At 66.6% G+C, this 23,977-nt stretch carries 20 protein-coding genes; 15 read left to right on the top strand and 5 right to left on the bottom strand.

Translation table 11 applies throughout. The features are described from left to right. Position 1: 1 nt before the first annotated feature. A complete protein-coding gene (locus ASG03_RS14595; protein WP_082475789.1) occupies positions 2-1,603 on the bottom strand; it encodes an isocitrate lyase in 1,602 nt (533 codons plus the stop codon). 134 nt (positions 1,604-1,737) lie between these two features. Here ASG03_RS14595 and ASG03_RS14590 point away from each other — a divergent pair, with 134 nt between their 5' ends. From ASG03_RS14590 to ASG03_RS14575, 4 genes are all read left to right on the top strand, one after another. Next, the gene (locus ASG03_RS14590; RefSeq protein ID WP_062694128.1) at positions 1,738-3,138 is read left to right on the top strand and encodes a helix-turn-helix domain-containing protein; all 1,401 of its coding nucleotides are present in this window, start codon (positions 1,738-1,740) and stop codon (positions 3,136-3,138) included. Between the two features lie 294 nt (positions 3,139-3,432). Next, a complete protein-coding gene (locus tag ASG03_RS14585) occupies positions 3,433-4,632 on the top strand; it encodes an amidohydrolase family protein (protein ID WP_062694126.1) in 1,200 nt (399 codons plus the stop codon). A 110-nt stretch (positions 4,633-4,742) separates the two neighbouring features. Further along, on the top strand, positions 4,743-5,060 hold the full coding sequence (locus ASG03_RS14580) for a hypothetical protein (protein ID WP_062694124.1): 318 nt from the start codon (positions 4,743-4,745) through the stop codon (positions 5,058-5,060). A gap of 293 nt (positions 5,061-5,353) precedes the next feature. Next, positions 5,354-6,226: a DMT family transporter gene (locus tag ASG03_RS14575; RefSeq protein WP_062694122.1), complete on the top strand. Its 873-nt coding sequence runs from the start codon at positions 5,354-5,356 to the stop codon at positions 6,224-6,226. Positions 6,227-6,333: 107 nt separating this feature from the next. On the opposite strand, the gene ASG03_RS14570 is transcribed toward ASG03_RS14575, so the two are convergent. After that, the gene (locus ASG03_RS14570; protein ID WP_062694121.1) at positions 6,334-6,933 is read right to left on the bottom strand and encodes a TetR/AcrR family transcriptional regulator; all 600 of its coding nucleotides are present in this window, start codon (positions 6,931-6,933) and stop codon (positions 6,334-6,336) included. A 151-nt stretch (positions 6,934-7,084) separates the two neighbouring features. Here ASG03_RS14570 and ASG03_RS14565 point away from each other — a divergent pair, with 151 nt between their 5' ends. After that, positions 7,085-7,474, top strand: coding sequence for a RidA family protein (locus ASG03_RS14565; RefSeq protein WP_062694120.1), 390 nt, complete (start codon positions 7,085-7,087; stop codon positions 7,472-7,474). 21 nt (positions 7,475-7,495) lie between these two features. Here ASG03_RS14565 and ASG03_RS14560 read toward each other — a convergent pair whose 3' ends face one another. Further along, positions 7,496-8,443 (bottom strand): LysR substrate-binding domain-containing protein, encoded by a 948-nt coding sequence (locus tag ASG03_RS14560; protein ID WP_244475278.1) that lies wholly within the window; start codon positions 8,441-8,443, stop codon positions 7,496-7,498. A gap of 236 nt (positions 8,444-8,679) precedes the next feature. Between ASG03_RS14560 and ASG03_RS14555 the strand changes: the two genes are divergently transcribed. Further along, positions 8,680-9,552 carry an aldo/keto reductase family oxidoreductase gene (locus ASG03_RS14555; protein WP_062694119.1) on the top strand — a complete coding sequence of 291 codons (873 nt, stop codon included), beginning with the start codon at positions 8,680-8,682 and terminating at the stop codon, positions 9,550-9,552. 131 nt (positions 9,553-9,683) lie between these two features. Here the strand turns inward: ASG03_RS14555 and ASG03_RS14550 are convergent, their stop codons facing one another. After that, entirely contained in the window at positions 9,684-11,186 is a 1,503-nt protein-coding gene (locus ASG03_RS14550) for a xylulokinase (RefSeq protein ID WP_062694118.1), read from the bottom strand. Positions 11,187-11,356: 170 nt separating this feature from the next. Further along, positions 11,357-12,355 (bottom strand): sugar-binding transcriptional regulator, encoded by a 999-nt coding sequence (locus tag ASG03_RS14545; protein WP_062694117.1) that lies wholly within the window; start codon positions 12,353-12,355, stop codon positions 11,357-11,359. A gap of 108 nt (positions 12,356-12,463) precedes the next feature. Here ASG03_RS14545 and ASG03_RS14540 point away from each other — a divergent pair, with 108 nt between their 5' ends. The 9 genes from ASG03_RS14540 (at position 12,464) to ASG03_RS14500 (ending at position 23,894) form a co-directional block, all read left to right on the top strand. Next, complete coding sequence (locus tag ASG03_RS14540) at positions 12,464-13,813, top strand: sn-glycerol-1-phosphate dehydrogenase (RefSeq protein ID WP_156381843.1); 1,350 nt, start codon at positions 12,464-12,466, stop codon at positions 13,811-13,813. 4 nt (positions 13,814-13,817) lie between these two features. Continuing rightward, on the top strand, positions 13,818-14,630 hold the full coding sequence (locus ASG03_RS14535; RefSeq protein ID WP_062472982.1) for an HAD family hydrolase: 813 nt from the start codon (positions 13,818-13,820) through the stop codon (positions 14,628-14,630). Next, the gene (glpD, locus tag ASG03_RS14530) at positions 14,627-16,252 is read left to right on the top strand and encodes a glycerol-3-phosphate dehydrogenase (protein ID WP_062694116.1); all 1,626 of its coding nucleotides are present in this window, start codon (positions 14,627-14,629) and stop codon (positions 16,250-16,252) included. The genes ASG03_RS14535 and glpD overlap by 4 nt, the downstream gene beginning before the upstream one ends. Before the next feature lie 155 nt (positions 16,253-16,407). Beyond that, on the top strand, positions 16,408-17,295 hold the full coding sequence (locus ASG03_RS14525) for a carbohydrate ABC transporter permease (protein WP_062474442.1): 888 nt from the start codon (positions 16,408-16,410) through the stop codon (positions 17,293-17,295). Position 17,296: 1 nt separating this feature from the next. Continuing rightward, positions 17,297-18,172, top strand: coding sequence for a carbohydrate ABC transporter permease (locus ASG03_RS14520; protein WP_062472988.1), 876 nt, complete (start codon positions 17,297-17,299; stop codon positions 18,170-18,172). 81 nt (positions 18,173-18,253) lie between these two features. Further along, complete coding sequence (locus ASG03_RS14515; protein ID WP_062694115.1) at positions 18,254-19,750, top strand: ABC transporter substrate-binding protein; 1,497 nt, start codon at positions 18,254-18,256, stop codon at positions 19,748-19,750. 123 nt (positions 19,751-19,873) lie between these two features. After that, entirely contained in the window at positions 19,874-20,599 is a 726-nt protein-coding gene (locus tag ASG03_RS14510) for an SDR family oxidoreductase (RefSeq protein WP_062694114.1), read from the top strand. A 46-nt stretch (positions 20,600-20,645) separates the two neighbouring features. Further along, positions 20,646-21,707, top strand: a complete 1,062-nt coding sequence (locus ASG03_RS14505; protein ID WP_062694113.1) for an ABC transporter ATP-binding protein — start codon at positions 20,646-20,648, stop codon at positions 21,705-21,707. Between the two features lie 138 nt (positions 21,708-21,845). After that, the gene (locus ASG03_RS14500; RefSeq protein WP_062694112.1) at positions 21,846-23,894 is read left to right on the top strand and encodes a bifunctional aldolase/short-chain dehydrogenase; all 2,049 of its coding nucleotides are present in this window, start codon (positions 21,846-21,848) and stop codon (positions 23,892-23,894) included. Positions 23,895-23,977: the final 83 nt, after the last annotated feature.

The following is a 23,977-nucleotide window of genomic DNA, read 5'->3' as shown; positions in this document are numbered from 1 at the left end:
CTCAGGCTGCGAACTGGTTCATCGTGTTGTGCGAGCCGCCGGCTTTGAGGGCGGCGTCGCCGGCGAAATATTCCTTGTGGTCGTCGCCGAGGTCGGAGCCGGCCATGTTCTGGTGCTTGACGCAGGCGATCCCTTCGCGGATTTCCCGGCGCTGGACGCCCTTGACGTAGCCGAGCATGCCGGCTTCGCCGAAATAGGCCTTTGCCAGAGTGTCCGTCGACAGGGCGGCCGTGTGGTAGGTCGGCAGCGTGATCAGGTGGTGGAAGATGCCGGCGCGTGCGGCGGCATCGCGTTGGAAGGTGCGGATCCGCTCGTCCGCCTCGCGTCCGAGCGGCGTCTCGTCGTAGTCGACGGTCATCAGCCGGGCGCGATCATAGGCGGCCATGTCCCTGCCCTCTCGGCTCCAGGCGTCGAACACCTGCTGGCGGAAGTTCAGCGTCCAGTTGAACGAGGGCGAGTTGTTGTAGACCAGCTTGGCATCGGGAACGACCGCGCGAATACGGTCGACCATGCCGGCGATCTGGTCGATGTCCGGCTTTTCCGTCTCGATCCACAACAGGTCGGCACCGTTCTGGAGCGCGGTGATGCAGTCGAGGACGCAGCGATCCGCACCTGTTCCCTCGCGGAACTGATAGAGATTGGACGGCAGGCGCTTGGGGCGCATCAGCCTTCCGCCGCGGTTGAGGATGACATCGCCGTTCTGAGAGCTGAGGTCGGCGACCTCGTCGCAATCGAGGTAGGAATTGTAGAGGTCGCCGATATCGCCGGCGTGCGTGCTGACGGCGATCTGCTTGGTGAGGCCGGCGCCGAGCGAATCCGTCCGGGCGACGATGATGCCGTCGTCGATGCCCAGTTCGAGGAAGGCGTAGCGGCAGGCGCGGATCTTGGCGATGAAATCCTCGTGCGGAACCGTGACCTTGCCGTCCTGGTGACCGCACTGCTTCTCGTCGGACACCTGGTTTTCGATCTGCAGGGCGCAGGCGCCCGCCTCGATCATCTTCTTGGCCAGCAGATAGGTCGCTTCGGCGTTGCCGAAACCGGCGTCGATGTCGGCAATGACGGGAACGACATGGGTCTGGTAGGTCTCGACCGCGTGCTGCAGCTGGCGCTCCCGGGCGCTGTCGCCTTCCCTGCGGGCCGCATCGAGATCGCGAAACAGCATGCCGAGCTCGCGCGCATCGGCCTGCCGCAGGAATGTGTAGAGTTCGGCGATCAGGGCGGGAACGCTGGTCTTTTCGTGCATGGACTGGTCCGGCAGCGGGCCGAATTCGGAGCGCAGCGCCGCGACCATCCAGCCGGACAGATAGAGATAGCGGCCCTTCGTCGTCCCGAAGTGCTTCTTGATCGAGATCATCTTCTGCTGGGCGATGAAGCCGTGCCAGCAGCCGAGCGACTGGGTGTAGTCGGCGGGATCGGCGTCGTAGGCCGCCATGTCGCGGCGCAGGATGCCGGCGGTGTAGCGCGCGATGTCGAGTCCGGTCCGGAACTGGTTCTGCCGTCGCATCCGGAGGACGGCGTCAGGCGTGATGCCGCTCCAGCGCGGATGGGCGGCGATCAGGGCTTCGATCTCTCTTGCGTCGGGTCTGGTGGTCGTCGGGTTCATCGGGGTCATCGGGATACTCCTCTATCGGATGGAGCCTGTGTACGGCAGCCCTCATGCGGCTGTCCGTCGTTTCCGTGTACACTTGTCAAGCATTACAGAATTTGCTTGTAATGTTGTAAGGATGGAGGGGCACCGTGGCAGACAAGCAGGGGGTGTATGTCGGCGTGCGCCTGCGGCGGCTGCGCCGCAATCTCGGGCTGACGCAGGCGGAGATGGCGGCCGACCTCGAGGTCTCGGCCTCCTATGTCGCCTTGATGGAGCGCAATCATCGGCCTGTCACCGCGGAGGTTCTGCTGCGGCTCGCGCGCGCCTACACGTTCGATCTGGCCGATCTTGCCGGCGATGGCGGTGCCGACCATGCCGCTCGGCTGCAGAGCGTGATGAAGGATCCGATCTTTGCCGACATCGACCTGTCCGCAACCGAGACATCGGAGGTGGCCACCGGGTTTCCGGGTTTCAGCGAGGCCTTGTTGCGGCTCTACACCGCCTATCGCGAGGCGCAGATCGCGCTTGCCGAGCGCCTTCCCGGCCAGGGGGCACAAAGGTCCGAGGCGGTCGATCCGGTGGCCGCGACGCGTCGCTTCCTTGCCGCACGCCGGAACAGCTTCCCGACCCTCGACACGGTGGCGGAAAAGCTCTCGGCAACGGTGACGGAGAGAGGCGGCCTTGCGCCATACTTGCTCGAGCGCCACGGCCTGCGCATCCGCCGCCTCCCCTCCGCCATCATGTCGGACGCGCTGCGGCGGCACGATCTGCACCGCAAGCAGATCCTGCTGGATGAGTCGCTCGACATGGCAAGCCAGCATTTCCAGCTCGCCCAACAGCTGGCCTATCTCGAATTCGGCACGGAGATCGCCGATGCCGTCGCCGAGGGGCATTTCCAGACGGAAACCAGCGCCAATCTGGCCCGCCGGTCGCTGGCAAGCTACGGCGCCGCGGCGCTTCTGATGCCCTACAGCGCCTTTGCCAAGGCGGTAGAGGCGCGGCGCTACGATCTGGCCGCTCTGGCCCGCCAGTTCGTCACCAGCTTCGAGCAGACGGCCCACCGGCTGACCACGCTGCAGAAGCCGGGACAGGAGCGGGTGCCCTTCTTCTTCATCCGGCTCGATGCCGCCGGCAATGTTTCAAAGCGCCTGGACGCCGCCCGCTTTCCCGTCTCGGCCTCGGGCGGGAGCTGTCCGCTGTGGACCGTGCATCAGGTGTTTCGCACGCCGGGCGAAATCGTCACCCAGTGGCTGGAATTTCCCGACGGGCAGCGCTTCTTCTCCATCGCCCGTACGGTCAGCGCCGGTGGCGGCGCCCATGGCGTCACCCGGGTCGATCGCGCCGTGGCCTTGGTCTGCGACGCGCAGCATGCCGATCGCCTCGTCTACGTCCGGCCCGACAGCGACCGCACGCCGACGCTGGTCGGCATCACCTGCCGCCTTTGCCAGCGGGCCACCTGCACGGCACGCGCCGAGCCACCGATCGGCCGCCAGATCCTCATCGACGACTTCCGCCGAACTGCCGCGCCCTTCGGCTTTACCGACACCTGAGGAGATGCGGCACCGGGGAAATGCGGCACGGGGGAGATGCTTCACCGGGGCCGGGCGCTGCCCGCGCGATGGACGATCGGGCGCAAACCTCGGCCCGCCGTGCGGCGCCGCGTGGACATGCCGACGATTGCGCGCAAGCAAGTGGCGGGGGGCAAGTGGCGGGGGCCAAGTCGCGGGGTTGGCGTCTTGCGCCCTAGCCTGCGGACGGGGTAACGAAGGCCGTTCTCCGCAACGCAGGCGAGACGACGCGCCAGGGCGGAGACCCGTCCCGACGCTGCACCTGAAAGGTCCGACATGACCCGATCCGACACGCTCTTCACCAATGCCCGGCTGATGGACGGCACGCTTTGCGACCTCGCCGTTACCGGCGGGCGGATCGTCGCGATCACCCCGGCCGGCATGCCGTCGGACAGCGTGGAAACCGTCGACATCGGCGGCGCACTGCTGGTCCCCGGCTTCGTGGAGGGACATATCCACCTCGACACCAGTTTCTACGGTGATCGCTGGATCCCGCATCGGCCCTGCACCAAGGGTTTCGACGTAAAGGAGCGGGTGGCCTTCCAGGCCGAAAACATGGCCTCGGCCGCCCCCATGGATCGCCGGGCGCGCGACCAGCTCGATCTCTGCATCGCGCAGGGCTCCCTGCAGATGCGCAGCCATGTCATGGTCGATGGCTCCGTCGGGCTGGCGTCGCTGGAAACGATCCTCGCCGTGCGCGAAGACTACAGGGACCTGATCGACATCCAGCTCGTGGCCTTTCCGCAATCCGGCATCCTCAAGAGCCCGGGCACGCCGGACCTGCTCGACGCCGCGCTGGCGCTTGGCGCGGATCTCGTCGGCGGGCTCGATCCCGCCAGCTTCGACCGGGACGTGAAGGGCCATCTCGACGTCGTCTTCGGCCTGGCGCAGAAGCACGGCGTCGATATCGACATCCATCTTCACGAAGCGGGCACGCTCGGTGCCTTCACGATCGAGGAGATCTGTGCGCGCACGGTCGCGCTCGGCATGCAGGGGCATGTCGCGATCAGCCACGCCTATGGGATCGGCGACCTCGCACCCGATGCGGCGCGCCGCCTGGCGGCCCGCATCGCGCAGGCCGGCATCGCGATCATGACCAACGCGCCCGGCAACCACGCCTTCCCGCCGGTGGCGCTGCTGAGAGACGAAGGAGTCGTCGTCTTCGGCGGCAGCGACAACATCCGCGATAGCTGGTGGCCCTATGGCGACGGCGACATGCTGCGCCGCGCCGAAATCATCGGCTACCGTTCCGGCTTCTACACGGATGCCGAGCTTTCCGCCGCCTTCGACGTGGTCACCGCCGCAGGCGCCAGGGCGCTGCGGCTCGAAGATTACGGCATCGCAGTCGGCGCGCGGGCCGACTTCGTCACCCTTCCGACGGACCACGTGCCGCTCGCCGTCGTCTCGGTGCCGAAAGGGCGACGCGTGTTCAAGGGCGGGCGGCTGGTCGCGGCAGAGGGACGCGTGCTTCGCTAACCGCGCCGGCGGCATTTCGGCAGGGCGGCTTCACGGCGCATGCGGGCCGGCGCTGCCACAATGGCAACCATCCTCCACACTATGATCCCGTCGAATCGAGGAAAACATCCATGCGCCTTCTGATCCTGAGCCTGCCCGTCCTGATGACCGCGACCCTTGCCCATGCCTCATCCGACGACGCCTGGGCGGCCTTCAACCTCAAGGTCGCAGAAACCTGTGCGACGGCAAGCGGGCTGAAACATGCCCATGTCTCCGAGATCGTCGCGTTCGACGATACGCTCGGCAAGGTGGTCACGCTGGTCAGTGGCGTCTTTCCGCAAAAGGCACTAAAGGGCGCGCATGGCAAGATGCTCTGCGTCTTCGACAAGGCCACGGGCAAGGCCTGGACGGACGAGGCCAAGGGCTGGAGCGCTCCCGACCTGCGCTGACGACGAGGGCGTCGCCCCCGTTTTGCCGCAACAAGGCGTTGCGGTTCGTCCGCACAAGCCTTAGGCAGAAGACGGGCACCGAGGTGGAAAGCAAACGCTTACCCATCTGACGCCCGATCCCCTGCAGCCCGAAACGACGCCCGGATGACGCCCGACATGCCCGATATCCAAGACGTGCCGACGGTCCCGATCGTCCCGGCGGCCCCGATCGTTCCAATGCCCCCGATCGGCGCAGCGCCCCCGATCGTCGCAGCGCCCTCGACAGTCCCGGCGCCCCGGGTGTCCCCATCCCCATGACCTCCAAGACCCGCGGCTACCTCTACGTCCTCCTCGCCGTCACGATCTTTGCGGGACAGGATGCCTTCTCCAAGCTGCTGGGCGAGAAATATCCGCCCATCATGATCGTCATGGTGCGCTTCTGGGCCTTTGCCGTCTTCGTCATGCTCATGGCGGCGATGTCGCCCGGCGGACTGAAACGCGCCTTCGTCACCCGCCAGCCGCTTCTCCAGGTTCTCCGGGGCGTGCTTCTGGTCGGCGAAGTCGTCGTTGTCGTTTTCGCGCTCATCACCGCCGGCCTTGCCATGAGCCAGGCCATCCTGCAGGCGACGCCGCTGATCGTGACCGTGCTGTCGGTGCCGCTGCTCGGAGAAAAGGTCGGCTGGCGGCGTGGCCTTGCGGTGCTCGCCGGCCTGTTCGGCGTGTTCGTCATTCTCGATCCGCTCTCGGTGCAGTTCGACCTCCGCCTCCTCGTGCCGCTGGCAGCCGCCTTCATGTACGGCTTCTACAGCATCGCCACCCGGGCGGTGAGCCGGCACGATTCCGCCATGACGAGCGTTCTCTATGCCAGCGTGTTCGGCGCGATTGCCGCAACCTTCGTCGGCCCCTTCTACTGGACGCCCATCGCACCGGCCGACTGGCCCGCCATGATCGCGCTCTGCATCTGCGGCGCCAGCAGCCATTACTTCCTGATCAAGGCCTACAGCCTGCTGACGGCCGTCGAGGTACAGCCGCTGACCTATCTGCAGCTCGTGTTCAGCGGCGGTGTGGCCGTGCTCTTCTTCGGCGAGACGATCACGGTAAACATGATCATCGGCGCGATGATCGTGGTCGGCGCCGGGCTCTTCACCGTCTGGCGCGAACACCGGGTGAACCTGCGATCCACCTAAAGCGCGCTGCGTGAAAAAGGATCGACGCAACGCGCTTCAAGGTCTTGTTGTGATGCATGTCGTTTCCCCGAAACCGCTGCACGCGTTCGGGCAGCATGCATGCGCGCTCAGCGCGGGCGCGGCTCGGCGAGCAGCCCCGTCGCCAGCGCCCGGAACGCCTCGGTCGCCTTGGGAAGCCTGCCGGCCGCGTCGTCGCCCGCAGCGACGAAGAGCGCGGCATTGAGCGCGGCGCCGCTGATCAGCCGGGCGGCGGCCTCCGCATCGACCGGTTTGACGGTGCCGGCCTCGATCAGTCGCTCGATCGTGCGTCGCGTCACCTGCAGACAGGTATCCTGGCTCGGCCATTGCGACGGATCGCCCAGCACCGCCGGCCCGTCGAGAAGCACGATGCGCTGGACCTCCGGGTCGAGCGACATCTCGATATAGGCCGTACCCTCGGCCAGCAGACCCGCCCAGCCGTCACCCGTCTCGGTGGCGGCCGCACGCGCCCGCCCCGCCATCTCGCCGTCGATCTGGTCGACGACGGCCGCAAACAGGCCCTTCTTGTCGCCGAAATTGTGATAGAGCGCGCCGCGCGTCAGCCCGACCTCCGCCGTCAGCTCATCCATGGACGCCGCCGCATAGCCCTTCTCGGCAAAGGCGCGTCGTCCGGCGGCGATCAGCTTCGACCGGTTTTCCTCCATGGTTTCCGCCCGTGTTCGCGCCATGCCGTTCCTCTTTCACATACGAGACGTATCTGTAATTGACATACGCTGCGTATGCCATTAGGTATCTGCATACGCAGCGTATCTGAATTTCGTTGCGTCCGGAAGCCGTGTGCTTCGGCCACCACCCCGGCAACCCCACGAGGATCACGCCATGACCACCCGCCAGGCCATCTTTCCCGCCGACCGCCACGCGCTCTACGAACGGCACGGCTATTCCGCCGCCATCCGCTCGGGCGATCTCCTGTTCGTGTCCGGCCAGGTCGGCAGTCGCGCCGACGGCTCGCCGGAGCCGGACTTCGCAGATCAGGTCGAACGGGCGTTCGAAAATCTGAAGGCGACGCTTGCCGCTGCCGGCTGCACCTTCGACGACGTGCTCGACGTCACGAGCTTCCACACCGATCCTGAACGCCAGCTGGCGTCCGTGCTGCCGATCAAGGACCGATATCTGGGCACGAAGCCCTATCCCGCCTGGACCGCCATCGGCGTCACCTGGCTTGCCGGCTTCGACTTCGAGATCAAGGTCATCGCCCGCATCCCCTGAACGGGCCCTTGGCCGACGGGGTCAGACCGCCGTCGGCGATCGTCCGTCCGGCACGTCCTGATGGCGGCGCGCCTTGATGAAATCGATGAAGGCGCGCAGCGGGCTCGGCACGAGGCGGCGGCCGGGATAGTAGAGAAAAGGGCCCGGAAAGCGGGGCCACCAGTCCGCAAGAACCGGCTCCAGTGCCCCCGTATCGAAATACGGCTGCAGCCAGCCCTCAAACAGCGAAACGACGCCGAGACCCTGAACGGCGGCGAGAACGCCAAGATCCGAGCCGCCGCCGGCCTGCACGACAAGCTGCGCTGCCGGATCGACCCGGACCGTTTCGGTGCCGCGCTCGAACTCCCAGGGTGTGACGGACCGCCCGGCAAAGCGGCTGCGGATGCAGGCATGCGACAGCAGATCGCGCGGATGCACCGGTCGCCCCCGCTCCGCCAGGTAGGCAGGCGCGGCGGCCGTCGCAAAACGCTGGATGCGCGGGCCGATCGGCACCGCGATCATGTCCTGCTCCAGCCGCTCGTCATAACGGATCCCTGCATCGCAGCCGGCGGCGTTGATGTCGACGAAGGTCTCGTCGGTCATGATCTCCAGGCGGATCTCGGGATAGGCCTGCAGAAAGGCCGGGACGATCTGCGGCAAAATCAGCCGCGCCGCGCTCATCGGCACATTGAGCTTCAGGCTCCCGGCCGGCCGTTCCCCCAGGCCGACGACGTGGCGGAGCGCCGTATCGATCTCGCGCATGGCCGGGTCGACCCGCTCGATCAGCGCCCGGCCAGCCTCCGTCGCCATCACGCTGCGCGTCGTGCGGTTGAGAAGCCGGGTCCCGAGCTGGGCTTCGAGACGACGAACGGCATCGCTCAGCGCCGACGCGCTGCTGCCGGACGCGCGCGCCGCCTCGCGAAAGCCGCCGGCTGCGGCAACCCGCAGGAACGCCTTCACATCTCCGATCTCGAAGCTTCCGTTTTCGATCACGCCTTCTCCTGCACGCCTGCATATCGCCCGAACGTGTGCAGCGGTTTCGGGAAACGACATGCATCAAAACAAAAACGTAGAAACGCGGTGCGTGAATCCTTTTCACGCATCGTGCTTTCGGGGTCTGCGCCGACATGATTGTCCGCCAGCCCGCACAACCTGTGCGCATTGGCGCGGATTATCAAGCGCTGTTGCCGGCGCTATCTCATGCTCATCGTCACAAGGAGGGTTCCATGACCGATATCCACACGACAGGCACCTATCATCTCGGGGATCTCTCCGTTTCGCGTCTCGGCTACGGCGCCATGCAGCTTGCCGGCAAGGGCGTCTTCGGACCGCCGCGCGACCGCGCGGAAGCCATCGCGGTCCTGCGGGAGGCGGTGGACAGCGGCGTCGATCATATCGACACCAGCGATTTCTACGGCCCGCACATCACCAACCAGATCATTCGCGAAGCGCTCCATCCTTATCCGGATCGTCTCGTCATCGTCACCAAGGTCGGCGCCGTGCGCGGTGCGGACGCCTCCTGGAACCCCGCCTTCTCGCGGGAAGACCTGACCAGGGCGGTGCACGACAACCTCGAGAATCTCGGGCTCGAGACGCTGCCCGTCGTCAACCTGCGTGCCATGTTCGACGTGCACGGGCCGGCCGACGGATCGATCGCAGCGCCGCTCGCCGTGCTGGCGGAGCTCCAGGCAAAGGGCCTCATCCGCCATATCGGCCTCTCCAACGTCACTCCGGCGCAGATCGCAGAGGGACGCGGCATCGCCGAAATCGTCTGCGTGCAGAACCAGTACAATCTCGCCCATCGCGGCGACGACGCGTTGATCGACGACCTCGCAGCGGCCGGCACGGCCTATGTGCCCTTCTTTCCGCTCGGTGGCTTCTCGCCCCTGCAGTCGGCAACGCTCACCGCGGTTGCGGCGGACCTCAGCGCGACCCCGATGCAGGTGGCGCTCGCCTGGCTGCTTGCCCGCGCGCCCAACATCCTCCTCATCCCCGGCACATCCTCCCGCCCCCATTTGCGCGAGAACCTGGCGGCCGCCCACCTCACGCTTTCGGCCGACACGCTCGCCCGTCTGGACGCGATCGCAACGGCGGGGTGACGCGCCGGTCCGCAGAACGTCGATGGCGGGAAAGTCGAACTGGGCAACGTTGATCTGGACAAGTTTGGTCCGGGCAAAATTGATCCGGGAAGAGCCGGCCGTCCGCCAGACGACCGGCTCTCGTTTCCGGCTCAGGAATGCGTCGGCGTCGTCTGCTGGCGGGTCGCCGCGTACAGGCGCCCCTGCCGTTCGGAGAGGTCGTCCCAGAGCGGGCGGGCGGCGAGATCGGGCGGGGTTTCCTCGGCAAGGCGGGTCATGGCATCGGCGGCCTCCCGGAAGCCGCCATACCAGCCGGCGCCGACTGCAGCCGACATGCCGGCGCCAAGCGCCGACGCCTCGTTGGAGAGGCTGCGGATGACGGGCAGGCCCGTCGCATCGGCCACCATCCGGCGCCAGAGCCGGCTTTCCGCGCCGCCCCCGATGACGAAGAGGCGGTCGGCCTTGCCGCCGCTCTCGCGCATCTTGGCCAGCGAGCGCGCAAATTCCAGCGTGATCGCCTCCATCGATGCCCGGTAGAGATGGCCGATGCCGGTATCGGGCCCCATGCCGGAAAAGGTCGCGCGCGCCGTGTCGTCCCAGTGCGGGTCCATGCAGCCGACGAGATAGGAGCAGACGGTGACGCCGTCCGAACCGACCGGAAGCCGGATCGCCTCGGATTCCAGCCGCTCGAAAATGCCGGGATCGCCCCGCCCGCCGGCAAAGGCGTCGAGCAGCCAGTTGAAGAAGTAGGCGCCACCCCGCTGGCAGCTTTCGAGCAGATAGCCCTCGCCGCTCGGGGACACCAGCGTGCGCCAGTAATTGCTGCGTTCGGGCGTTGCCGACCACAGGCCGCCGACGACCGCCGTGCCGAGATTGAGATAGACCGCCCCTTCCTGGATGGCGTTGACGCCGAGGCCGGCACAATTGCCGTCGCCGCCGCCTGCAAAGACCGGCGTGCCCGGCCGAAGGCCCGTCGCCGCCGCCGCGTGTGCAGTGACCTGCCCGATCGCGGACCCCGGCGCATGGAGCGCCGGAAGCTTGCTCGGGGGAATGTCGAGGTGGTCGAGGATCTCGCGCGACCAGGTCTTGCTGGCGATGTCGAGGATGCCGAAGGGATCCGCGCTCGTCCAGCTGGCCGCGGCCGCGCCGGTCAGCTTCAGCGTGAGAAAATCGTGAACGCTGAGGATGCGCGCCGCCGCGTCGAGAAGGGCAGGCTCATGCGCGCGGAAATAGCGCAGACGGTAGACGCAGGGAATGACATCCACCGGCTTGCCGGAGATGGCATGCAGGCGGTCGGCGCCGAGCTCGCCGGCCAGCACCGGCACGATCTCGTGGGCGCGCCGGTCGAGCCAGAGCGTCGCCGGCGCAAGCGGCCGATCGTCGGCATCGACGAGCACCATGGTTTCCCGCTGGTTGGAAATGGCGATGCCGTCGATGCGGTCGCGGTCCACCTGCCGCATCAGCGACTGCAGGGCGGTGCAGGTCGCGGTCCACCAGTCCTCGGCGTTCTGCTCGGCGCGCACGGCGCTCGGCGTGCTGATCGTCAGCGGCGCGCGACCCTCCGCATGGCAGCGGCCATCCGGCGTCCAGGCGATCGCCTTGACCGACTGGGTGGACGAATCGATTCCGATGACGAAACGGTCACGATCAGGCATGCAGTGCTCCTCCCTCTGCCATGAGATGCCTTGCCCGACGGATATCGGCCCGGTCCGCACCCTCCGGGTCTCCTCCCCCGGATCGCGCACATCTCGTCTCAGCGTTTCAAATCGATATGGATCCTCTGTCCGGTTCGGCGCCTGCGGGCCCGTCGCGCGTCAAGCCCGCCTCAGGCTGCGCCGGACGCGCCGATCAGGGCTTCGGCGGTCGCCATGTCCGTGATGAAATGCGTGACGTAGCCCGCCTCGAGCGTGGCGATGATCGCCCTGATCTTCGACGGGCCGCCCGCAACGCAGATCCGGCTCGGTATGTTCTTCAGTTCGTCGAGCGTGATGCCGACAATGCGCTCGTCATGCGGGCCTCCGACCGCGCCGCCATGGGCATCGATGAAGCGGCCGATGATCACGGCCGTGGCGCCCCGCGCCACATAGTCGTCGATCTCCTCGGGCTCGCCGATCCCCGCCTGACGCACCGTGCTTTTCGGCCCGATGTCGCCGACGCCGAAGAGGATCCGGTTGGCCGAATGGACAAGGTCCATCTGCTTCAAGAGCACGGGTTCGGCCAGAAGCAGCGCCTTGAGGGCCTTGGTCGACAGCACGGCCGGCGCCAGCAGGTTGACGCAGCGCGCATGGATACGGTTCGACAGGATCGACGTGCACAGTTCCGGCGAGAAGTCGGCCTCGCCGGTCGAGCTGCCGGACACCTGCACCACCGTGAGATTGCGCACCGGCCGCGTCAGGGCGATCTGGTCGGCCACCGCCAGCACCGTGCGCCCCCAGGCGACGCCGATCGTATCGCCGTCTTCCATCTGGTCCGCCAGAACCCGCGCGCCGGCATCGCCGAGCCGCTGGACGAGCGCCTGCTCGTCCCCGTCCGGAATGACGAAGGCGCCGGCGAGCCCGAACGTGTCCATGAGCGCACGCGCGGCGCTCGTGCGGTTGCCGGCCTTCGGGTTGATGTGAACGGAGACGATCCCGCGCTCGCGCGCCTCCTGGAGATAATTGACGATCGTCGCGCGCGAGACGTTCAGCCGCTTGGCGATCTCGCTCTGCGTCATCTGGTCGGCATAATAGAGCCATGCCGCCCACATGATGGAATCGTCGAATTCCGTGGGCACGAGCGCGCCCTTTTCAACCTCGATGCGATCTGACGTCTTTGCCTTGGCCATACCCTATCTGACGCTGGCGCTGTCATTTGTCAACTTCCACTGTCTTGTGTATTGACATATGACACAAGCCGTTGTCATTTGAACGAAAGGCGAGGAGGCCCTGCAGGTATGGAACACCGAACGATGGATACGGCCCCGCGCCCGGGTGCCCGCTGGACGGCCCTGATCGACGAAATCGTCGCGGGCAGATGGACCAATCCCGAGACGGGCCGGCTCGCCAGCGTTCCCTATGAAACCATCGTGATCGACGAAAGCCTCGACGGTGCGGAAGCCGATCTCGTTGCGGGCCTTGGCCTCGGGGAACGTTTCACCGTCGTGACGGACACCAACAGCTGGGACGCGATGGGCGCGCGCGTCGCGACCGCGCTGCGGCGGCTCGGGCCGGTGGAAACCGTGGTTCTCGACCATCCCCATGCCGACATGGCGCAGGCGCAGGTGCTCGGCGAAAAGCTGCAAGGCGCCGATGCGGTGGTCGCGGTCGGGTCCGGCACGATCAACGATCTCGTCAAGTTCGTTACCGGCAAGGCCGGAAAGCGCTATGCCGTGTTCGGCACGGCAGCCTCGATGAACGGCTACACCTCGACCACCGCCTCCATCACCCTCGACAGCGGCCTGAAGGTGTCGCTGCCCTCGCAGGGACCGGCGGGCTTCTTCGTCGATCTCGGCGTCAGCGCTGCCGCACCGCGCCATCTTTCGGCGGCGGGCTTTGCGGATTGCCTCGTGCGCTCGGTCGCGCAGGTCGACTGGTGGATGTCGCACCGGCTTCTGTCCACGCTCTATTCGAGCGTTCCCTACATCATCCAGGAGACGGACGAAGCGGAGCTGAACGCCCGTGCCGCCGGTATCGCCGAGGGGGACATCGCCGCCAACGGCTATCTCCACCGCGTCCTCACGCTCTGCGGCCTCGGCGTCTCCTTTACCGGCATGTCCAATCACGGCTCCATGGGCGAACACCAGATTTCCCATTACATCGACTGCTTTGCCGGCGCCGACCATCCCGGCACGCTGCATGGCCAGCAGGTCGGCGTCGCCACGCTGACGATGGCCCGCCTGCAGCGGCATTTTCTCGACAGCGAGACACCGCCGGTGATCCGGCCGACCCGCATCGACCCGGTCGACATGGCCCGGCGCATGGGGCCCGACATCGCGGCCCAGTGCTTTGCCGAGCTGAAGGACAAGATCTTCGACGCGCACGGCGCGGCCCGCATCAACGAGCGGTTTGCGGAGCTCTGGCCGACGCTGCGGGCGGAGCTCGACGCGTTCGCCCTGCCGGTGACCGAGATGGAAACGCTTCTGTCGGACGCCGGCGGCCCGATGACCGCCGCGGATCTCGGCCTGCCCGCCGCGCGCTATCGCGAGGCCGTGGTCCACAGCCGCGAGATGCGCAACCGCTATTCCTTCCTCGATGTCGCGGCGGATGCCGGCATTCTCGAGGATTTCGCAGCCGGGGAGGCCTGACCGGATGCGACCGATCCTGGACATGCCGGTCGAGGTTGCGTCGCGGATCCGGGTGATCTTCGCCGACATCGACGATACGCTGACGAATGACGGCCGGTTGCCCGCCTGCGCCTATGACGCGCTGGAGCGGCTGACGGCGGCGGGCATCGCTGTGGTCCCCATCACCGGTCGCCCCGCGGGATGGTGCGACATGATCGCCCGCATGTGGCCGGTCGCCGGCGTCGTCGGCGAAAACGGCGCCTTCTATTTCGCCTATGACGAGACGATGCGCCGGATGCGCCGCGTCTTCGCCGTGGCCGATCAGCAACGGGCAAACGACCGGGAACGACTGCAGCACATCAAGCAGCGCATCCTGCGCGAGGTGCCCGGCGCCGCCCTGTCGGCCGACCAGCTTTACCGCGAGGCGGACCTCGCCATCGATGTGTGCGAGGACATCCCGCCTTTGGCGGTCTCGGACGTGGACCGCATCAAGAGCATCTTCGAAGAGGAGGGCGCCGTCGCCAAGGTTTCCTCTATCCATGTGAACGGGTGGTATGGCGCCTACGACAAGCTGACCATGGCGCGCCGCTTTGCCGCCGACATTCTCGGGATCGACATCGACCGGGAGCAGGACGCGATCGTCTTCGTCGGCGACAGCCCCAACGACGCCCCGATGTTCGGCTTCTTCCCCCATGCCTGCGGCGTCGCCAACGTTCTGCAGTTCGAAGGGCGCATGGAGGCGGATCCGACCTATGTGACCGCGGCGCGCGGCGGCCATGGCTTCGTGGAGGTCGCCGAGCATCTCCTGACCGCCCGCCCGCGGAGGGATGCGGCATGAACGCGCCCGTCCTCGACCTTGCGATCGTCGGCGGCGGCATCAACGGCGCCGGCATCGCGCGGGATGCAGCCGGTCGCGGCCTGAAGGTGCTCCTGGTCGAACGCGGCGATCTCGGTGCGGCCACCTCGTCGGCCTCGACCAAGCTGATCCATGGCGGGCTGCGCTACCTCGAACATTACGATTTCAGGCTGGTGCGCCATGCGCTGGCGGAGCGCGAACGGCTCTGGGCCATCGCGCCGCATATCATCTGGCCGCTGCGCTTCGTGCTGCCGCACCGCAAGGGGCTGCGCCCCGCCTGGCTTCTGCGTCTCGGGCTCTTCCTCTACGACCATCTGGGCGGCCGCAAGCGCCTGCCGGCAACGGTGACCCGCCGCCTGCGCACCGACCCGGTGGGGCTGCCGCTGCGCGACGTCTCCGCCATCGGGTTCGAGTATTCCGACTGCTGGGTGCAGGACAACCGCCTCGTCGTGCTGAATGTTCGCGACGCCGCCGAGAACGGCGCCGATATCCGCGTGCGGACGGCCTGCGTTGCAGCGCGGCGGGAGGCGGACCACTGGCGGCTGACGCTCCAGGACGAGGAAACCGGCGAGCGGAGCGAGGTTCGCGCCCGCGCCCTGGTCAATGCCGCCGGCCCCTGGGTCGACACCTTCCTCTCGGGCGTGGCGGGTGCGAATGTGGCGGGCCGCGCACGGCTGGTCCAGGGGTCCCACATCGTCGTGCGGAAACTCTACGACCACGACCGCTGCTACATCTTCCAGAATCCGGACGGCCGGATCATTTTCGCCATTCCCTATGAGGACGACTTCACGCTGATCGGCACGACCGATCAGGACTATCGCGGCGATCCGTGCGACGTGCACGCCACGCCCGAGGAGATCGCCTATCTGGTCCGCGCCGTCTCGTCCTATTTCAAGCGTGCGATCACCGAGGAGGACGTCGTCTGGACCTATTCCGGCGTACGGTCCCTCTATGACGACGGCGCCGAGACCGCGCAGGAGACCACGCGCGACTACGTTCTGTCCCTCGATCCCGGGTCCGGGTCAGGAAATGGGTCAGGCTCTGGCCCTTTGCCGGATGCCGCAGCGGAGGCCGCGTTCGGTGGTGCGCCGCTCCTGTCCGTGTTCGGCGGCAAGATCACGACCTATCGCTGCCTTGCCGAAGATGCCCTCGACAGGCTTGCCGCGGTGTTTCCCGGCATTTCGGCAAAGCGCGGCTGGACGGCGACGCGGGCTCTGCCGGGCGGCGATTTCGAGGCCGGAACGGCCGGCGACGTGGCGCGCGACCTCTGCCGGGCCTACCGCTTCCTGTCGGAACGCGAGGCGCGCCGCCTCGTGCGCCATTACGGACTGGAAGCGCGCGACATCCTCGGCACCGCGCGCCGCGCGGACGATCTCGGGCGCGCCTTCGGCGGGTCGCTGACGGAACGCGAGGTCGTGTTCCTGATGGACCGGGAGTATGCCCGCGTGGCCGCCGATATCGTCTGGCGTCGCACCAAATCGGGATTGCGCATGACGGCCGAAGAGATCGCCGCGCTCGATGTCTTCATGGCGCAGAGACGCCGCGCCGCGCGGGCATCGGGGGGCGACACCGCAGCGGCGACGGCGGCCGCGGCCGAACCCTAGAGCAAACGCCGATCGGCCGCGCGCCGGTCGCACTGACCGCCTTTCGCATCATCGGGAGAATGGCTGCGGAAGACGGAAATCGGCTTAAGGGCCGGGAAGACGGGACGAGCATGCGGCGCGGCCTGCGCCGGTTTTTCTGGGAGGAAAGAACCGCAATGTCCATTGCACAGGTGAAACGCATCGCGATCTCGGACTCGCCGTGGCCCTGGCTGCTGCCGCTCGTCGCGCTGCTGGTGGTCTTCACCATCTATCCGCTGTTCTACAATATCTGGCTCAGCTTCCACGAATTCGTTCCCCGGCAGAGAACGCTCAAATTCGTCGGCATGGCCAACTGGGTGCAGCTCGTCAATGACGGCCGGTTCTGGGGGGCGCTCGGCGTTACCTTCCTCTATTTCGTCATCGCGCTGACGGTCGAGATCATCCTCGGCATGTCGATCGCGATGCTGCTCGATGCGGAGCTGCCGGGATTTGCCGCCCTGCGCGCCATCCTGTCGATGACGCTGGTCATCCCGCCCGCCATCGCCGGCATGATGTTCCTCCTGATGGAAGACGCCCAGTTCGGCGTCCTCTCCTATTTCCTCGGGCAGCTCGGCCTGCTCGACAAGTCCACGCCGATCCTCGGCACCTCCTCGCTCGCGCTGCTCGGCGTGCTCGTCGCGGAAATCTGGCAGTGGACGCCGTTCATGGTGCTGATCTTCATGGCCGGCCTGCGCTCGCTGCCGGCGGAGCCCTACGAAGCCGCCTCGATCGACGGCGCCTCGGCGTTCCAGATGTTTCGCCGGCTGACCCTGCCGATGATGTCGCGGGTGATCGCGGTCGCGGTCCTGCTGCGCGGCATCGATCTCTTCCGGGTGTTCGACTACGTCTTCGTCATGACCTCGGGCGGACCGGGAACGGCGACCTACACGGTCAGCCTCTACGCCTGGCAGCAGACCTTCTCGTTTCTCAAATGGGGCTATGGCGCAACGCTCAGCCTGACGAGCCTCGTGATCGTCATGGTTCTGGCCAACCTCTTCATCCGTGTCGCGAAGGTCAGGTGGTAACATGCATCAGAGCAAGCTCGTCCGCACCCTTCGCACCATCGCCGGCTGGCTGGTCGTCGGCGCCTTCTTCTTTCCGATCTATTTCTGGACCTCGGTCGCGTTCCGCGATTCCAAGGACATCTTCAACTGGCCGCCGATCATCTTCGACTTCCAGCCGACGATGCGCAATTTCGAGCAGGTCTTCGGCGTGTCCTTCGGCTTTGCCCGGCAGGAGGCCGTGGCTCCGGGCGGCGGCAACTTCTACATGGCGCCGCGGCTGTGGGATTCGATCGTCGTCGCGTCGATGTCGACCGTGCTCGCCATCACGGTTGCGACCTTCGCCGCCTATGCGCTGTCGCGGATGCATTTCCGCGGACGCCACGAATTCGTCAACTGGGTGCTGTCGACGCGCATGATGCCGCCGGTGGCCGTCGCCATCCCGATGTTCTTCATCTTCAAGCAGTTCAACCTGCTCGACACCTATATCGGCGTGATTCTGATCCACGGGCTCATGAACCTGCCGCTGGCGGTGCTGCTCCTGAAGAGCTTCTTCGACGATATCCCGGCCGAGATCGACGAGAGCGCGCTCCTCGACGGGGCATCCCGCTGGACGATCTTCCGGCGCGTCGTGCTGCCGATGGCGAAAGGCGGGATCGCGGCCACGGCCGTGCTCTGCTTCATCTTCTCGTGGACGGAATTTCTGTTCGTCCTCACGCTCACCCAGACGGGCCTGAAGACCGTGCCCGTGGTGTCGTCCACCTTCGTGACTTCGATCGGAACCGCCTGGGGCAACATGGCCGCCCTTGGCGCCGCTGCGATCGTGCCTGCCTTCTTCGTCGTCCTTCTGGTCCAGCGCCATCTGGTGCGGGGCCTGACCATGGGCTCGCTGAAGCAATGACTGCGGCGGGCCGGGAGGGCCTGCCGTTCGATCAACGACTTCCGCCGTCAATTCCGGCAGCGGATACTGGAGGAGAGAACAGTGAAAGAGAGCGATAGAAAATCATATCTGGCGTCGATCACCGACCGCTTCGTGAAAGGCCAGATGGACCGGCGCGCCTTCCTGCGGGCGACCAGCAAGCTCGGCCTGGGTGCAGCCGCCCTCGGCATGGGCATGGGCAGCCGCCCCTTCATGCTCAACAAGGCCGTGGCGCAGGAGGAGATGCAGCCCTCGGCCGAGGTGATGGCCTGGCTCAAGGACGTCGGCAAGCCCTTTGCCGGGACCACGCTGAAATTCGCGACGGAATCGACGCCCCCGTCGAACGCGATCAACTCCCAGCTCAAGAAATATTTCGAGGAGGCGACCGGCATCAAGGTCGAGATCGAGGTCCTGCCGCTCGAGCAGGTTCTCCAGAAGATGACGCTGGATGTGGCGTCCTCGCTCGGCACCTACGACCTCTACTACATCGACCAGAGCTGGGCGGCGTCCTTCAGCCAAGACGTCTTCGATCCGCGCGAGCAGATCAAGGCGAAGGCTGACCTTGCCATGCCCAACTACAATATCGACGACTTCCTGCCGGCCCTGGTCGACGGCATTTCCAAATACGAGGATCGCTGGGTCGGCGTGCCCTACGACATTCCGATCTTCATCATGATCTACCGTCGCGACATCTACGAGAAGCTCGGCCTCAAGGCGCCGACGACCTTCGACGAGCTCTATACGAACTCTGCCGCGATCACGAAGGAGATGGGCCCGACCACCTTCGGCTATGCCGGGCAGATGAAGTCCGGCCACTACGCGCTGGAATGCGAATGGACCGCGATGCTCTGGGGCCACGGCGGATCGATCTTCAATCCGGACAAGGTGTTTTCCGGCAATGACGAGCGCGGTATCGCCGCCCTCGACTACTACACGAAGCTCCGCGACATCATGCCGCCGGGCGTCAACCAGTGGACCTGGGACGGTCAAGGCCAGGCGGTGGCGCAGGGGGTCGCCGCGTCCATGCTGTCCTGGGGCGAGTTCTTCCCCTTCTTCGACGACCCCACGCAGACCAAGGTGTCCGGTCTCTGCGAGGCCGTCATTCCGCCGCAGCCGATCGCGCTGCGCAAGCCCGAGGAATGCGGGTACGGCGAGATCCCCGGCGTCGGCCACCAGGGCGGCTCGTCGCTCGCGGTATCGCGCTACTCCAAGAACCCGGATGCCGCCTGGCTGTTCATGCAGTGGGCGACCTGCGCCGATACGCAGGCGCTGGTGACGACGCTCGGCGGCGGCACCGGCCCCACACGCGCGAGCGTCTACGACGATCCGCGCGTCAAGAGCCATGCCCGCGTCGGTGCCGGCACCACCCGCCACCTGCCTGTCGTGCGCGAGACGATCGCCAAATACATGGGCTCCGAGCCGGACCTGCCGGAATGGGCGCAGATCTCCTCCGACACGATCCCTGTGGCGCTCGGCAAGTATTTCGCGGGCAGCTACGGCTCGTCCAAGGAAGCGCTCGACGATATCGGCACGCAGGTCGCCGCGGTCCTCAAGGGCTGAGCCGCGCGCTGAAACCGGCCAGGGACCCTGGCCACATCATCGGACCCCGAAAGCCCGGAGGTCGCGGTTTCGCCGCGACCTCCGGGACGGGCCGCCGCCGACGAGGACACACTGGAGGAAACGATGGACACCAAACCCTTGATCGCCATTACCGGCGCCAGTTCGGGGATCGGCGAGGCCGTGGCCCGCGCCTTTTCGGACGCCGGCCACCCGCTGCTCCTGATGGCGCGCAGGCTCGACCGGCTGGCGGCGCTCGGCCTTCCCCGCGCCGTGTTGCGCAAGGTGGACGTTCGCGATCGCGCGGCCATCGCGGCTGCCGTCGCCGATGCCGAAGCCGAGCACGGCCCGGTCGATCTGATGTTTGCCAATGCCGGCATCGCCCGGCTCGGCGACATCGCCGCGCAGAACCCCGAAGAATGGGACGAGATGATCGACATCAACACCAAGGGCGTGATGAACAGCGTGCATGCGGTGCTGTCCGGCATGATCGGACGCCGGCACGGCACGCTCGTCATGATGAGTTCGATCGCCGGCCGCAAGGTCTATCCGGATCACACCGTCTACTGCGGCACCAAGTTCTTCGTCCATGCGGTGTCGGAAAGCCTGCGCGGCTATCTCGCGCCCCACAATGTCCGCGTGGTCGTCGTTTCCCCCGGCATCGTCGATACCGAGGTGCTGGACCATGTCAACGATCCCCGGACGCTCGAGGCCTACAGGTCCAACAAAGCGGCCATCGGCGGCGGCATTTCCGCCGACATCGTGGCCGGCCTGATCCTCGACGCCTATGCGCTGCCGCAACGCGCCATCGTCCAGGAAATCGTCATCACGCCGACGCAGCAGGCCTACTGAACCGACGCCGTCCACCCACGGCACGCGATACAATGGAGCATATTCAATGGCGACCGTCGAATACCAGCGCATAGGCAAGTCCTTCGGCGCCTTCACGATCATGCGCGACATCTCCTTCCAGATCGCCGACCAGGATTTCGTGGTCCTGCTCGGTCCGTCGGGTTGCGGCAAGACGACCCTCCTGCGCATGACGGCGGGTCTCGAAAGCGTCAGCGAGGGCGATCTTCTGATCGACGGAAACCGCGTCAACACCCTGCATCCGCGGGACCGCAACATCGCCATGGTGTTCCAGAACTACGCGCTCTATCCCACGATGAAGGTCTACGACAATATCGCCTTCAGCCTCGAGGTGGCCAAGGTGGCGCCGGCCGAGATCAAGCGCCGGGTGGCATGGGCCGCCGAGACGCTGAACCTCACGCCCTATCTCGACCGGTACCCGAAGGAGCTCTCCGGCGGGCAGCGCCAGCGCGTCGCCATGGGGCGGGCGATGGTGCGCGAGGCGGCCGTGTTCCTGTTCGACGAGCCGCTGTCCAACCTTGACGCCAAGCTGCGCGCCCATATGCGCACCGAGATCCGGCAGCTGCACAACCGGTTGAAGACCACGACCATCTACGTGACGCACGACCAGATCGAGGCCATGACCATGGCCGACAAGATCGTCGTGATGCGGGGCGGGAAGATCGAGCAGATCGGCTCGCCTGACGAGGTCTATGACCGCCCGGCCAGCAAATACGTCGCCGACTTCATCGGCGCCTCCGCCATCAATTTCCTCCCCGGAACGGTCGTCGTGGCCGACGGCATGCCAGCCGTCGACACGGCGACCGGACGGGTGGCGCTGGAGACGACGACCGCGAAACCCGGCGACAAGGTCGTCATCGGCCTGCGCCCGACGGATGTCGTGGTCGATGCCCAGGGGCCCCTCGCGGCAAGATCCGTCCTCGTGGAACGGCTCGGCCACGATGCCCAGCTGTTCTGCGACGGGCCTGACGGACGCTTCGTCGTGTCGGTCGACAAGGCCGCCCGCTTTGCCGAGGGCGACGCGGTGCGCCTGTCCATCCCGCCGTCCAAGGTCCACGTGTTCAACGCCGAAACGGAGGCGCGCCTCTAGGACATTCAGCGCCGGCGCCGGAGCGCTCCGGATCGCTCCAGAACCCGACACGGCATCCGATGCTGCCGCTGGTGCGCCTCCCCCCTTCCCTACCCTGCCGGCCTTCCCGAACGTGCCGGCGCAGAAAGGATCGTCATCATGAAATCCCGCTGGTCGGACACCGAATTCAAGAGCGTCGTCGATGCCTATGTCGCCAAGGGCATCAACCGCGACCTCGCCATCCGTACCTACACGACCCGCCTTCTGGGACAGGATCCGGAGCTGGTGCTGCATGGCGGCGGCAACACGTCGGTGAAAACCGTCTTTACCGACATGGACGGTACCGAGGTCGAGGTGCTCTGCGTCAAGGGCAGCGGCTGGGACATGGGCACGATCGAGCCGCAGGGCCTGCCCGCCGTCCGCCTCGCGCCGCTGAAGGCCATGGTCGCCTTCGAGACCCTGTCGGACGACGACATGGTGATGCTCCAGCGCCGCCTGCTGCTCGATCCGTCCGCGCCGAACCCGTCGGTCGAGGCGATCCTGCACGGCCTGCTGCCGTTCAAGCACATCGATCACACCCATGCCAACGCCATCGTTTCGCTGACCAACCAGCCGCAGGGAGAGGCGCTGGTGCGCGAGCTCTTTCCCGATGCGATCATCGTTCCCTATGTCATGCCCGGCTTCGACCTGGCCAAGGCCTGCGACGCGGCCTTCAAGGCCAATCCCGGCGGCGACGGGATGATTCTCCTCAAACACGGCATCTTCACCTGGTCGGAAGATCCGCGGACGAGCTACGAAGACATGATCGCCAAGATCAATGCGGCGGAACAGCGGATCGCCCGGGGACGCTCCAAGCCGTTCCGCGGCGTGACGCTGCCGCCGAAGATCGCCACCGCGGCCGAGATCGCGCCGATCATCCGCGGCGCGATCGCCCTCAAGACGGATGTGGAAGGTGCGCCCCGCCGGTTCGTGCTCGAGCATCGGAGCAACGCGGCCATCCTCGACTTCTGCAATGCCGAAACCGTGTCGTCGCTGGTCCGGCGGGGGAACGCCACGCCCGAACACGTCATCCACATCAAGCGGTTCGGCGTCGCCTTGCCCGCGCCCGAAGCGGGCCGGCTCGACGTCTGGGGCGAGAGGGTGACCGAGGCGGTCAAGGCCTACCAGGCCGACTACACCGCCTATTTCGAGCGCAACAACGCCCGCGTCGGCGGCGGCAAGCGCATGCTCGATCCGATGCCGCGCGTGTTCTACGTCGCGGGCGTTGGCCTCTTTGCCGCGGGAGCCGCCCGCAAGACTGCGCTGGTCGGGGCGGATGTCGCCGAAGCGACCATCGCCGTGATCACGAATGCCGAGGGGATCGACGCCTTCGAGGCGCTGTCGGAAGCCGATCTCTTCGATATCGAGTACTGGTCGCTCGAGCAGGCGAAGCTGGCGAAATCGGTCGAGAAGCCACTGACCCGGCAGATCGCCATCGTCACCGGCGGCGCAAGCGGGCTCGGGCTGGCCGTGGCCGAGGCGCTGAAGGCGGAAGGCGCGGAGATCGCGCTCTTCGACATCGCGCCGGAGGGCCTGGCACGGGAAGCCAAGCGCCTCGGCGCCTTTCCCGTCATGTGCGACGTCACCGATCCGCAAAGCGTGGATGCGGCCGTCGCGTCCGTCGCCGCCCATTTCGGCGGGGTCGACATTCTCATTTCCAATGCCGGCGCCGCCTTCCAGGGCAGCCTCCTCACCGTGTCGGAAGACACGTTCCGCAAGGCCTTCGACCTCAATTTCTGGGGACATCACTATATGGCGCGGGCCGTGGTGCGGGTGATGGAGCAACAGAAGACCGGCGGCGCGCTCGTCTTCAACGTCTCCAAGCAGGCGGTCAATCCCGGCGCGGATTTTGGCCCCTACGGAACGTCGAAGGCCGCGCTGATGGCGCTGATGCGGCAATATGCCGTGGAGCACGGCGCGTCCGGCATCACCTCCAACGCCGTCAATGCAGACCGCATCCGCACGGGCCTGATGACCGACGAGATGGTGGCGGCCCGCAGCAAGGCGCGCGGCGTGACGCCGGAAGCCTATCTCTCGGCAAACCTCGTCCGCCGCGAGGTCACCGCCGCCGACGTGGCCGCTGCCTTCGTGCATCTCGCCAAGGCCCGCACCTCGAGCGGCGCGGTCCTCACCGTCGATGGCGGCAACGTGGCCGCGATGATGCGCTAGACCCTGTCCCGCCGCCAAGGCGAAGCAGGGCAAGGCGCACATCGCGGGATGAAACATCCCCACTCCGGGTCCGGCATCGGGCC

This window comes from Rhizobium sp. Leaf341, assembly GCF_001424325.1.
Lineage (GTDB): Bacteria > Pseudomonadota > Alphaproteobacteria > Rhizobiales > Rhizobiaceae > Ferranicluibacter.
Note: the sequence above shows the minus strand (reverse complement) of the source record. Positions and strands in the feature narration are given on the sequence as shown.

Bases quoted from the DNA above. Each gene is read 5' to 3' on its own strand.
- ASG03_RS14540 (WP_156381843.1), top strand. From the start codon at position 12,464: ATGGAACACCGAACGATGGATACGGCCCCGCGCCCGGGTGCCCGCTGG.
- ASG03_RS14500 (WP_062694112.1), top strand. From the start codon at position 21,846: ATGAAATCCCGCTGGTCGGACACCGAATTCAAGAGCGTCGTCGATGCC.
- ASG03_RS14595 (WP_082475789.1), bottom strand. From the start codon at position 1,603: ATGAACCCGACGACCACCAGACCCGACGCAAGAGAGATCGAAGCCCTG.
- ASG03_RS14585 (WP_062694126.1), top strand. From the start codon at position 3,433: ATGACCCGATCCGACACGCTCTTCACCAATGCCCGGCTGATGGACGGC.
- ASG03_RS14575 (WP_062694122.1), top strand. From the start codon at position 5,354: ATGACCTCCAAGACCCGCGGCTACCTCTACGTCCTCCTCGCCGTCACG.
- ASG03_RS14510 (WP_062694114.1), top strand. From the start codon at position 19,874: ATGGACACCAAACCCTTGATCGCCATTACCGGCGCCAGTTCGGGGATC.
- ASG03_RS14525 (WP_062474442.1), top strand. From the start codon at position 16,408: ATGTCCATTGCACAGGTGAAACGCATCGCGATCTCGGACTCGCCGTGG.
- ASG03_RS14555 (WP_062694119.1), top strand. From the start codon at position 8,680: ATGACCGATATCCACACGACAGGCACCTATCATCTCGGGGATCTCTCC.
- ASG03_RS14545 (WP_062694117.1), bottom strand. From the start codon at position 12,355: ATGGCCAAGGCAAAGACGTCAGATCGCATCGAGGTTGAAAAGGGCGCG.
- ASG03_RS14570 (WP_062694121.1), bottom strand. From the start codon at position 6,933: ATGGCGCGAACACGGGCGGAAACCATGGAGGAAAACCGGTCGAAGCTG.
- ASG03_RS14580 (WP_062694124.1), top strand. From the start codon at position 4,743: ATGCGCCTTCTGATCCTGAGCCTGCCCGTCCTGATGACCGCGACCCTT.
- ASG03_RS14565 (WP_062694120.1), top strand. From the start codon at position 7,085: ATGACCACCCGCCAGGCCATCTTTCCCGCCGACCGCCACGCGCTCTAC.
- ASG03_RS14520 (WP_062472988.1), top strand. From the start codon at position 17,297: ATGCATCAGAGCAAGCTCGTCCGCACCCTTCGCACCATCGCCGGCTGG.
- ASG03_RS14550 (WP_062694118.1), bottom strand. From the start codon at position 11,186: ATGCCTGATCGTGACCGTTTCGTCATCGGAATCGATTCGTCCACCCAG.
- ASG03_RS14505 (WP_062694113.1), top strand. From the start codon at position 20,646: ATGGCGACCGTCGAATACCAGCGCATAGGCAAGTCCTTCGGCGCCTTC.
- ASG03_RS14535 (WP_062472982.1), top strand. From the start codon at position 13,818: ATGCGACCGATCCTGGACATGCCGGTCGAGGTTGCGTCGCGGATCCGG.
- glpD (WP_062694116.1), top strand. From the start codon at position 14,627: ATGAACGCGCCCGTCCTCGACCTTGCGATCGTCGGCGGCGGCATCAAC.